This is a genomic window from Streptomyces hainanensis (assembly GCF_004348415.1).
GTDB classification, from domain to species: domain Bacteria; phylum Actinomycetota; class Actinomycetes; order Streptomycetales; family Streptomycetaceae; genus Streptomyces; species Streptomyces hainanensis.
The window spans coordinates 1-10,453 of the sequence record NZ_SMKI01000277.1 but is presented as its reverse complement, the minus strand read 5'-3'; the positions used below and the strand labels follow the sequence as shown (position 1 = coordinate 10,453).

10 protein-coding genes are annotated in these 10,453 nt (G+C 73.7%); 4 read left to right on the top strand and 6 right to left on the bottom strand.

The features are described 5' to 3' along the window. Window positions 1-998 (bottom strand): polyprenyl synthetase family protein (locus E1283_RS23365; RefSeq protein ID WP_243745043.1); only part of this gene is annotated, 998 nt, incomplete at its 3' end. 119 nt (window positions 999-1,117) lie between these two features. Further along, entirely contained in the window at window positions 1,118-2,140 is a 1,023-nt protein-coding gene (locus tag E1283_RS23360) for an SGNH/GDSL hydrolase family protein (RefSeq protein WP_132820092.1), read from the bottom strand. Between the two features lie 207 nt (window positions 2,141-2,347). Between E1283_RS23360 and E1283_RS23355 the strand changes: the two genes are divergently transcribed. Beyond that, entirely contained in the window at window positions 2,348-3,364 is a 1,017-nt protein-coding gene (locus E1283_RS23355; protein WP_132820091.1) for an aldo/keto reductase, read from the top strand. Window positions 3,365-3,392: 28 nt separating this feature from the next. Here the strand turns inward: E1283_RS23355 and E1283_RS23350 are convergent, their stop codons facing one another. Next, the gene (locus E1283_RS23350) at window positions 3,393-4,397 is read right to left on the bottom strand and encodes an aldo/keto reductase family protein (RefSeq protein WP_132820090.1); all 1,005 of its coding nucleotides are present in this window, start codon (window positions 4,395-4,397) and stop codon (window positions 3,393-3,395) included. Here E1283_RS23350 and E1283_RS23345 point away from each other — a divergent pair. From E1283_RS23345 to E1283_RS23335, 3 genes are all read left to right on the top strand, one after another. Further along, a complete protein-coding gene (locus E1283_RS23345) occupies window positions 4,396-5,442 on the top strand; it encodes an NADP-dependent oxidoreductase (RefSeq protein ID WP_243745042.1) in 1,047 nt (348 codons plus the stop codon). The two genes, E1283_RS23350 and E1283_RS23345, sit on opposite strands and share 2 nt — an antisense overlap. A gap of 102 nt (window positions 5,443-5,544) precedes the next feature. Beyond that, on the top strand, window positions 5,545-6,093 hold the full coding sequence (locus E1283_RS23340; protein ID WP_132820089.1) for a DinB family protein: 549 nt from the start codon (window positions 5,545-5,547) through the stop codon (window positions 6,091-6,093). Window positions 6,094-6,130: 37 nt separating this feature from the next. Next, window positions 6,131-6,679, top strand: coding sequence for an AAA family ATPase (locus tag E1283_RS23335; RefSeq protein ID WP_132820088.1), 549 nt, complete (start codon window positions 6,131-6,133; stop codon window positions 6,677-6,679). Window positions 6,680-6,698: 19 nt separating this feature from the next. Here E1283_RS23335 and E1283_RS23330 read toward each other — a convergent pair whose 3' ends face one another. From E1283_RS23330 to E1283_RS23320, 3 genes are all read right to left on the bottom strand, one after another. After that, window positions 6,699-7,793 carry an NAD(P)-dependent alcohol dehydrogenase gene (locus E1283_RS23330; RefSeq protein ID WP_132820087.1) on the bottom strand — a complete coding sequence of 365 codons (1,095 nt, stop codon included), beginning with the start codon at window positions 7,791-7,793 and terminating at the stop codon, window positions 6,699-6,701. Window positions 7,794-7,812: 19 nt separating this feature from the next. Beyond that, window positions 7,813-8,286, bottom strand: coding sequence for a DUF4334 domain-containing protein (locus E1283_RS23325; RefSeq protein WP_132820086.1), 474 nt, complete (start codon window positions 8,284-8,286; stop codon window positions 7,813-7,815). A 120-nt stretch (window positions 8,287-8,406) separates the two neighbouring features. Beyond that, window positions 8,407-10,392, bottom strand: coding sequence for an enoyl-CoA hydratase-related protein (locus tag E1283_RS23320; RefSeq protein ID WP_243745041.1), 1,986 nt, complete (start codon window positions 10,390-10,392; stop codon window positions 8,407-8,409). Between the last annotated feature and the right edge of the window lie 61 nt (window positions 10,393-10,453).

Sequence of the window (10,453 nt, the reverse complement as noted above, 5' to 3'; positions counted from 1 at the left end):
GTGGGGGGCGGGTCGAGGGAGGCGAGCGCCCGTCCGGCGAGGACGAGGTGGTGTCGGGCGGCGCGCTCGGTGGCGCTCCTGGCGCCGGCCCGGTCGGCGAGCTCCGCGGCCCGCGCCATGGCCGCCGCGTCGGGCAGGCCGTCCTCCAGCATGCCGGCGAGGCGCGTCCCGTGGTCCGTTCCCGAGCCCACGGCGGTGAGCAGCGGCAGGGTCTTCTGGCCACGGGCCAGGTCGCTCGACGACTGCTTGCCGGTGGCGCGCGGCGGTCCCCAGACGCCCAGCAGGTCGTCGACGAACTGGAAGGCGAGGCCGAGGTGCTCGCCGGCCTGGACGAGGGTGCGCAGGGCGGTCGGGGGCGCGCCGCCGAGCTGGGCGCCGATGGCGGCGGCGCAGCCCAGGAGGGAGGCGGTCTTGTCGGCGGCCATCGCCCGGTACTCGGCGATGCCGACGGCTTCGGGGCCGTGCCAGGGGCGGGCGGCCAGGGCGAGGTCCCTGGCCTGGCCGCGCACCAGGCGCATCAGCATGCCGGAGAGCAGCCGGACCGCGTCGGGGGCGTGTGGGCCGCCGCGGCGCAGCAGGATGTCGACGGCGCCGGCGTGCAGCCCGTCGCCGAGCAGGATCGCGGAGCCGGAGCCGAAGACCTGCCAGACGGCGGGCCGGTTCCGGCGGACGGCGTCCCCGTCCATCATGTCGTCGTGGATCAGGGTGGCGTTGTGGATGAGCTCCACGGCGACGGCGCCCGGTTCCGCGGCCTCGTCGGCCACGCCGGTGGCGTCGGCGCCGAGGAAGACGAGGGCGGGCCGCAGGGCCTTGCCCTCGACGGCCTCGGGGCAGGGGTCGCCGCGCTCCCCCCACCAGCCCATGTGGTAGCCGAACATCCGCTCGAGGGAGGCGTCGAGGTGCCCGACCGCCTCGCGCAGCGCGGCCTGTGTCAGCCGCCGGGCCGACCGCGGGGCGAGGCGGACCGGGTCGTGGGGCAGCGAACCGGGAGTAGTCACATGGTCATGCTGAATGACCGGCCCGGTGGGTGCGGGACGCGACGCACCGGGCCGGCCGTTCCCGTCCGGGAAACCCCTCACTCAGACGAGTGGGCGGCCAGCCGGGTGCCGCGGCGCGCTCAGAGGCGCGCGGCGATGATCGGCGCGAGCCGGCCGGTGATCGTCCGGTGCCCCTGGTCGTTCGGGTGCACCGAGTCCGAGAGGTCGGACGAGCTCAGCCAGCCGGCGGTGTCGACGAAGGAGACCCGGCCGTCGCCACCCGCCGTCACGGTCGACACGGCGGCCCTGGTCTCCGTCAGGTAGCGGCCGCGGAAGGTGCCGAGCGCGAAGATCCAGGCGTTCGGATACTTCTGCCGGACGGTACGCAGCAGGTTGGTGTACGAGGTCTGGAACTGGGCGCCGCTCACACCGTGCCCGACGTCGTTGGTACCTAGGTTGATCACCACGGCGTCCGCCCGGTAGCGGGCGAAGTCCCAGTCGGGCGTCGGCGCGTTGGGGTTCAGCCTGGTGAACTGCTGTTCGAGACCCACGCAGTCGGCGGCCACCAGGCAGGCGCCGCCCTGGGCGATCGCGGTGTGGTCGGCGCCCAACTGCTCGCCGATCAGCCACGGATAGGCGGTGAGGTGGTTGCGGCTGCTCGTGGTGCCCACCGTGATCGAGTCGCCGACGAACTCGATCAGCCGCTCCCGGCGCGGCGCGGCGAACGTCCGGGCGCCCGCGTCCAGCGTGAGCCCCTGGAACACGGCGTCGCCGTGGTAGGAGCCGGCCACCACCCGGTAGCTCACCACCAGCGTGTGGTTGCCGGACGCCAGCGGCTGCGGCGTCAGGTTCACCACCCCGCTGACCCCGGTGTACGACACCGTCGGGCCGCCGTCGACGCTGGCGTAGAGGTCGATGGTGCCGCGCTGCTGGAGCCGCACCGTGGTGCCGGTGAAGCCGACGGTGAGGTACGCGCCCGCCCAGTAGGGCGTGTAGGCCGCCGAGTTCGTGGTGTCCCAGCGGCCGGTGAACCGGATGTTCGGATCGGTCGGCAGCGCTTCGGCTGCCGCGACGGGAGAAGCCGCGGCCGAGACCGGCGCCAGGGCGCCGACGGCCACCATCGCCATCAACACGGCGGAGACCAACCATCTGGCGAAACGCATCACGCACACCCCTTCGGAAGCGCCCCCGCGACCGACGCGGCAGTCAGCAAAGCGGGTCCGCCCCGCCCGGCCAATGCTTTCGGCTGGTTTTCGAGACCTTTCGCGCCGCCGCCCCGGGCGACGTTGACTTGGCGTGCGCTCCAACTCCTAGCGTGAGGCGCGTTCGTGGGGACACACCCCCGTGAGAACCGTGGGAGAGAAATCCGAATGAAGACCGTGGAACTGGGCCGCACCGGCGAGCAGGTCAGCCAGCTGGCGCTCGGCTGCATGAACATGGGCACCCTGACGGACGAGTCCACCTCGTTCGCCATGCTCGACGACTTCCTGGCCGCCGGCGGCACCTTCCTCGACACCGCCGACTGCTACACCTGGTGGAACGAGCGCGGCAGCCACGGCGGCCACAGCGAGGAGCTGCTCGGCCGCTGGTTCGCCCAGGGCGGCGGGCGCCGCGAGAAGGTGTTCCTGGCCACCAAGGGCACCGCCCAGGTGCCCGACCTGTCCCGGGTCTGGGGCGAGGGCGACGAGCCGAACTGGGCCGGCGCGCACGACGGCGGCTTCGCGGGCGCCGGCGCCGAGACCCTGCGCCGCGCCGTCGACGACAGCCTGCGCCGGCTCGGCACCGACCACATCGACCTGTACTACGTGCACGTCGACGACCGGTCGACGCCACTGGAGGAGACCCTGGAGGCGCTGGCCGGCATCGTGGCGGCCGGCAAGGTCAGGTACCTCGGCTGGTCCAACGTCCGCACCTGGCGTCTGGAGCGGATCCGCCAGCTGTGCGAGCGCGAGGGCTGGCCGGCGCCGGTCGCGCTCCAGCAGCAGCACTCGTACCTGCGGCCCAAGGCCGGCAACGACGCCGCCGGCATCACCGACGCCGAACAGCTCGACTACCTGCGGGCCCACCAGGACCTGGGGCTCGTCGCCTACTCCCCCATCCTGAAGGGGATCTACGGCGACCCGGCCAAGCGCCGTGACCACTGGATGATGGGCTCCTACGCCGGGCCCGACGCGGACGCCAGGCTGGCGGCGCTCGACGCGGTGGCGGCGGAGGCCGGGGTGACCGGCAACCAACTGGCGATCGCCTGGCTGCTGCACCAGACCGACCCCCGGGTCATCCCGCTGATCGGCCCCCGCACCGCCGAGCACTACCGCGCCGCGCTGCCCGCCCTGGACGTGAAACTCGGCCAGGAGCAGCTGGCCGCACTGGCGTCCGCCGGGGCCTGAACAGCCCCGGCGGACGGCACGCGGGCCGTCAGGGGCGCCGGGCCGGCACGTTCTGGTAGGCCTTGACCGGGTCGGTCTCCGCGACCGGCAGGATGATCTCGTCGATCCGCTTCAGCAGGTCGACGTCCAGCCGGACGCCGGCCGCCTTGGCGTTCTCGCCGACCTGCTCGGGCCGCGAGGCACCCACGATCGCCGCCGAGACGTTGGGGTTCTGCAGCACCCAGGCCACCGCGAGCTGGGCCAGCGAGAGCCCCACCTCGTCGGCGAGCGGACGCAGCAGCTGCACGGCCTCCAGCACCTCGTCCCGCATGAAACGGCTGATCATGTTCGCGCCGCCCTTGCCGTCCGTGGCGCGCGAGCCCTCCGGCGCCTCCTGGCCGGGGAGGTACTTGCCGGTCAGCACGCCCTGGGCGATCGGCGACCAGACGATCTGGCCGATGCCGAGCTCCTCGGACGCCGGCACCACGTCGCGCTCGATGACCCGCCACAGCATCGAGTACTGGGGCTGGCTCGACACCAGCGGGATCCGCAGCTCGGTGGCGAGCGCGTGCGCCCGGCGGATCTGCTCCGCCGGCCACTCGGAGACGCCGATGTAGTGGGCCTTCCCGGAGTGGACGACGTCGGCGAACGCCGACATGGTCTCCTCGAGCGGGGTGAACCGGTCGTAACGGTGCGCCTGGTAGAGATCGACGTAGTCGGTCTGGAGCCGGCGCAGGGAGTTGTCGATCGACTCCATGATGTGCTTCCGCGACAGGCCGCGGTCGTTGCGACCGGGGCCGGTCGGCCAGAAGACCTTGGTGAAGATCTCCAGGCCCTCGCGGCGCTCGCCCTTCAGCGCGCGGCCGAGCACCGACTCGGCGCGGGTCTCGGCGTAGACGTCGGCGGTGTCGAAAGTGGTGATCCCGGCGTCGAGGGCCGCGCGGACGCAGGCGGTGGCCGCCTCCTCCTCGACCTGGGATCCGTGGGTGAGCCAGTTGCCGTAGGCGATCTCGCTGATCTGCAGGCCGCTACGGCCAAGGTGTCGATACTCCATGACCAGCGAGCCTATCCTCCGACGAACGTCGTCCGAATGGCCGGTCATCGTGGGCGCGGGCTGTGTGGTGCGCCGGGCGGCCGGCCCGCTTCGCATAGCCTCCACGACGATGCGCGCCCTGACGATGTACGAGATCCCCGGCACGCCCGTGCCGTCCGAACTACCGGATCCCTCCCCGGCGGCCGGCGAGCTGCTGGTGCGGGTGGCGGCCTCCTCGATCAACGGTTACGACGCCGCGGTGGCGGGCGGGCTGGTCTCCCACCCGCCGCCGGAGTTCCCCTTCGTCCTCGGCAAGGACTTCGCCGGCACGGTGGACGCGATCGGCGAGCGGGTCGGCCGGTTCTCGGTCGGCGAGGCCGTCTTCGGCGTGGTCACCGGCGCCTTCCCCGGCACCGGATCGCTGGCCGAGTACGTCACGGTCGCCGAGGAGTTCGGGGTGGCCAGGATCCCGGCCGGGGTCACCCCGACCGACGCCGGCGCGCTCGGCCTCGCCGGCACGGCCGCGCTCGACGCGATCGAGGCCGTCGGACCGGCACCGGGCGACCTCGTCCTGATCTCCGGCGCGACGGGCGGGGTGGGGGCGTTCGCCCTCCAGTACGCGCTGTCGGCGGGCGCCGACGTGATCGCCACGGCCCGTCCCGGCCGGCAGGCCGACTTCGTCCGCGAGCTCGGCGGCGACCGGGTGCGGCTCGTCGACCACGGCGACGACCTGCTGGCGCAGGTGCGCCCGATGGCACCGAACGGCGTCTCGGCGGCCCTGCACTTCGCCGGCAACGGCGAGATCCTGGCCGAACTGGTCGCGGCCGGCGGCCGGATGGCCTCCACCCTGGGCTTCGGCCCGGTACAGGCCGCCGGCCGGGGCTTCGCGGTCAGCTCCGTGGTGGCCTCCCCCGGCGCCGCGACCCTCGACCGGCTGGCCGCCGACGTCGCCTCGGGCCTGATCCGGGTCCCCATCACCCAGACCTACTCCCTCGCCGAGGGCGCCCGGGCCTTCACCGACTTCACGGCCGGCGCGCTCGGCAAGCTGGCCGTGGCGCTGCCGTAGCCCGGCGGAGCCGGGCGGGAGGCGGGGACGAGGGCCGAAGCCGTCCTCGGCGACGGTGTCCGGGAGGCCCGCCCAGGTCGCCGCCGTAGGTAGTGTGCGGAAATGACGAGAAGCGAGCGACTCGCGGACCAGCTGGACCGGCACTGGGACAGGAATCTGCGGCCGCGGCTGCACGGGCTCACCGACGAGGAGTACTTCTGGGAGCCGGTGCGCGGCTGCTGGAGCATCCGCCCACGGGGCGCGTCGGCGGGTTCGGGGGATTGGACGATGGACTCGGCGTCCCCCGCCCCGGTGCCGGCGCCGGTGACCACGATCGCCTGGCGGCTGGCGCACATCATCGTCTCGTGCCTGGGCTATCGGGTCGGATGGCACTTCGGCGGTCAGGACGTCGACTCCGAGACGTTCGCCTACGCGGGGACCGCTGACGAGGCGCTGAAACAGCTCGACGAGATGTACGGGAGATGGAACGCGGGGGTCCGCGGGCTCTCGGACGCCGACCTGGAGAATCCGCCCGCGGTGGGTCCCGAGCGGTTTCCGATGGAGGGCATCGTCCTGCACGTCAACAGGGAGCTGATCCATCACGGCGCCGAGATCTCCCTGCTGCGCGACCTGCACCGCTGGCAGGACGGAGCCGTCCCGCGCCGGACATGACTTTCCGGGGACGGGCAGGTGTGGCACCTTCTCCCGCATGAACCAGCGCACTTCGGACCCCGGCCCCTCCGTGGTCCTCCTCACCGGCGTCATGGCGGCCGGCAAGTCGACCGTGGCGCAGCTGCTCGCCGAGCGGTTGCCGAGGGCCGCGCACGTGCGGGGGGACGTGTTCCGGCGGATGATGGTCTCCGGGCGGGCCGAGATGGCGCCCGGCGAGTCGGCCGAGGCATGGGAGCAACTCCTGTTGCGCTACCGGCTGGCGGCGGGCGTCGCGGACGGGTACGCGGCGGCCGGGTGGACGGCGGTGGTGCAGGACGTGGTGCTCGGCGGCGTGCTGGCCGACTACCTCGGGTTCGTCACGACGCGGCCCCGCCACCTCGTGGTGCTGGCGCCGGACCAGGCCGCGGTGGCGCGACGTGAGGAGGGGCGGCCGAAGTCGGGCTACGGCGCCTGGACGGTCGCCGAGTTGGACCGCTCGCTGCGCGAGGAGACCCCGCGCCTCGGGCTGTGGCTCGACACCTCGCGGCAGACACCGGAGGAGACGGTGACGACCATCCTGGACCGGCTGCCCGAGGCGCGCGTCTGATCCGGGGGTGCCGGGACGGTTACCACACCAGGACGGGTTTGACCGCGCGGCCGGCGCGTTGGTCGGCGACGGCGCGGTTGATGTCCGTGAAGGAGTAGGTGGTGATCAGCTCCTGGACCGGGAAGCGGCCGGCGGCGTGCAGGTCGAGGAGCTCGGGGATGAATCGCTGCGGCACGGCGTCGCCCTCTATGCAGCCGCGCACGGCCTTGCCGTTGAGCATCAGGTCCTGGAGGTCCAGGGTGAGTTCGGCCGCGCCGAGGCCGACCACGACCAGGGTGCCGGTGGGGGCCAGGGCGCGGACGGCGTCGGCGACGACGGCCGGGACGCCGGTGGTGTCCAGCGCGTGGCTCGGGCCGCCGCCGGTGGCCTCGCGGACGGCCGCCACCACGTCGCCGTCCGTCGGGTCGATGACGGCCGTGGCGCCCAGGCGGTCGGCCAACTCGCGGCGGACGGCGACCGGTTCGACCACCACCGTGCTGGCGGCGCCGGCCGCCTTGGCGGCGAGCAGCGCCGACAGGCCGACGCCGCCCGCGCCGTAGACCGCGAACCTGGCGTCCGGGTCGGGGCGCAGCACGTTGAGGACGGCGCCGGCACCCGTCTGGAAGCCGCAGCCCAGCGGGGCCACGGTGGCCAGGTCGGCGCCCTCGTCGGCCACGACCACCACGTTGTCCGTGGAGGCCAGGGCGTGGGTCGCGAAGCTCGACTGGCCGAAGAAGGAGCCGGCCACCGGCGCCCCGGCCTGCCGCATGGTGGCCGAACCGTCCGCGCGCCGCCCCGAGTTGTTCAGCCGCATGCTCTGCTCGCAGTAGGCGGGGCGGCCGGCCAGGCACCGGCCGCAGCGCCGACAGCTGCGGTAGCTGAGGATGACGCGGTCCCCCGGGCGGACCCCGGAGACCGCGCCGCCGACCTCCTCCACCACGCCGGCGCCCTCGTGGCCGAGGACCACCGGGCCGTGTTCCGGGGTGATGGCCGACCTGATGGCCAGGTCGGTGTGGCAGAGACCACCGGCCGCGATCCGGACCAGGATCTCGTCGGCGCGTGGCGGGTCGAGCTCGACCGTCTCCAGGGTGAACCCGGCCCCCGCGGCCCGCGACACCGCGGCCGTTATCCGCATCGCGGACTCCTCAGCAGCCTCAGACTCGTTCCAGCAGGAAGTAGAAGTGCTCGCCATTGTGCAGGACCAGCTCTGATTTGCCGTTCATGATGCCCATCAGGGTCGTGTCATCGACCCGTTTGAAGTGGTCGAGGTCGGGCCGCCCGTCGTAGACCATGGTGGCCGTCACCTCGCCCCGGAACTCCATGTTCCACAGACTGGCCTCGCCCTGGCCGAGCGCGACGTTGGAGAACAACTCACCGTTCTCGCCATAGCAGATGAGGGGCTTGGCGTCGGTGACCGAGTTGAAGGTCTTGCCGAACCAGCGGATGGCGACCAGCCGCTGGTACAGGCCGTGGCCGGTGGCGAACCCCTGGCCCTTCCAGCGGCCCAGGATGTCCTTCGCCGGCACCGCGTCGAGACAGGTCCAGATCCGGTCGAGCTCCATGCTCGACACGCCGTCGTCCTTGTTGCGCAAGTCGTGGAACTTCACCCGGGCTTCGTTGATGTTCACCCAACGTTCCCTTCCCCATGGGGCCGGTGCGTCGACTACGAACTCACGTGTTCGATATCGATTGACCGTACGCCCGCCCCCGGGGAGCGACAAGATCGCCTCGGACCGCCCCGACGGGCTTCAGCCATCCGCGAAGGTCTCGCCGCGCGCCGCCTTCGCCGCCAACAGCGGTGGTGGGGCGAAGCGTTCGCCGTGGGCCTCGCGCAACTCCCCCGCCCGGGCCGCGAACCCGGGCAGGCCGCCGGGGTGGCCGTCGGCGAACTGGAGGACGCCCCCCGTCCAGCCGGGGAAGCCGACGCCGAGCAGCGAGCCGACGTTGGCCTCCGCGACGGAGCCGAGCACGCCCTCGTCCAGGCAGCGCACGGCGTCCAGGGCGACCGCGAACAGCAGCCGCTCGCCGAGCTCGGGCAGGTTGGTGGCGGACGGCGGTGTGGTGGGGGCGGCGCCCGCGTGGGCGAAGTGCTCCCGCAGGCCCGGCCACAGTCCCGCGCGCCGGCCGTCCGGGTGGTCCGGATCCTTCGGGTGGTCGTAGAAGCCGGCGCCGGCGGCGCGCCCCGGGCGGTCGAACGCGTCGATCATCCGGTCGATGACGGCGTCCCCCGGGTGCGGCGGGCGCGGTCGGCCCGCCGTGCGGCGGATCCGGCGGGCGAGCGGCAGCGAGAGCTCGTCGAGCAGTGCGAGCGGCCCGGTACCGAAGCCGGCCTGGGCGGCGGCCTGTTCGACGGTGGCGGGGGCGATGCCGGCGCCGACCATCGCGGCGCCCTCGTCGAGGTAACGGCCGGTGAGGCGAAGGGTGTAGTCGCCGTTGACGACGAGGGGCGCGGCGCCCAGCGCGGTGGCCAGCGCGCGGGCGCGGGCGAGCGTGGCCTCGCCGCTGGCCGGGCCGCGCGCGATCTCCACCAGCGGCATCGGCTCGGCGGCCGGGAGGAGCCGCAGCCCGACGAGGCGGTCCCGGTGCCGGACGCCCTCGGCGATCGCGGCGAGGGGCAGGGTGGCGGTGGTGGTGCAGAGCGGCGCGTCGGGGGCGAGGACGTCCTCGATCTCCTGGAGCACCTTGTGCTTGTGGGCGAGGTCGTCGTCGGCCGCGGCCTCGACGACCAGGTCGCAGCCGGCCAACTCCGCCGCCTCGGTGGCGGCCACGACGTCGAGGCCGGCGTCGGCGCAGGCCCGGGTGAGGGTGGCGGCCGTCTCCCCGGCGCCCAGCACGCCGATCCTGCCCGGGTTCGCGGGCCGCGCGGCACCGCCGGCCGAGGTGACCGCGCGCAGGTCGAAGAAGTAGCCCTGGATCATGTTCCTGGCGGTCTGGCCGGTGACCAGTTCGGTGAAGTGGCGGCCCTCGACGACCAGCGCGGTCTCCAGGTCGACCTGGGCGCCTTCGACGGCCGCGGCCAGGACGGCGCGTGGGGCCGGGAACGGCGCGCCGCCCAGCCGCTGCTCCAACTGGGCGGGTAGGGCGATGAGTTGCGGGGCGAGGGCGCGGTCGCCCGGCGTGCCGCCGGGGATCCGGTGGCCCTTCGCGTCCCAGGGCTGGCGGGCGTCGGGGTTGGCGCGAACGAAGGCGCGGGCCCGGGTCAGCAACTCCTCCGGGTCGTCGGCGAGTTCGTCGACGAGGCCGGCGGCGAGCGCGGCACGGGCGGTGTGCCGGCGGCCGGCGAGCAGTACGTCGGGCAGCGCGCCGGCGAGGCCGAGCAGCCGCACGGTGCGGGTGACCCCGCCGCCGCCGGGCAGCAGGCCGAGGGTGACCTCGGGCAGGCCGATCCTGGACTCCGGCGTGTCGAGGGCGATCCGGTGGTGGCAGGCCAGGGCCAGCTCGTAACCGCCGCCGAGGGCACTGCCGTTGAGGGCGGCGACCACCGGGCGGCCCAGGGTCTCCAGGCGGCGCAGGGTGCGCTTGACGGCGAGGTTGGCGGCGAGGAAGTCGGCGGCCCGCTCGCGGGTGACGGCACGCAGTTCGCGGAGGTCGGCACCGACCAGGAAGGTCCGCTTGGCGGAGGTGACGACGACGCCGGCCACCTCGTCCCGCTCCCTCTCCAGGCGGTCGACGGCGCACCTGTCGCACCGGCCGTTCACCCTCGACGCGTCACGGATCGAGAAGGTGTTCGGCACAAAGGCCAGCCCCCTCGACGACGTGTTGCGCGAGGCTGCTGGCCTGAAGGGTTGAACTCTG

What these genes read in the sequence shown, in the direction of transcription:
- E1283_RS23360 (WP_132820092.1), bottom strand. Translation starts at nt 2,140, where the DNA reads ATGCGTTTCGCCAGATGGTTGGTCTCCGCCGTGTTGATGGCGATGGTG.
- E1283_RS23355 (WP_132820091.1), top strand. Translation starts at nt 2,348, where the DNA reads ATGAAGACCGTGGAACTGGGCCGCACCGGCGAGCAGGTCAGCCAGCTG.
- E1283_RS23345 (WP_243745042.1), top strand. Translation starts at nt 4,396, where the DNA reads ATGACCAGCGAGCCTATCCTCCGACGAACGTCGTCCGAATGGCCGGTC.
- E1283_RS23350 (WP_132820090.1), bottom strand. Translation starts at nt 4,397, where the DNA reads ATGGAGTATCGACACCTTGGCCGTAGCGGCCTGCAGATCAGCGAGATC.
- E1283_RS23340 (WP_132820089.1), top strand. Translation starts at nt 5,545, where the DNA reads ATGACGAGAAGCGAGCGACTCGCGGACCAGCTGGACCGGCACTGGGAC.
- E1283_RS23335 (WP_132820088.1), top strand. Translation starts at nt 6,131, where the DNA reads ATGAACCAGCGCACTTCGGACCCCGGCCCCTCCGTGGTCCTCCTCACC.
- E1283_RS23330 (WP_132820087.1), bottom strand. Translation starts at nt 7,793, where the DNA reads ATGCGGATAACGGCCGCGGTGTCGCGGGCCGCGGGGGCCGGGTTCACC.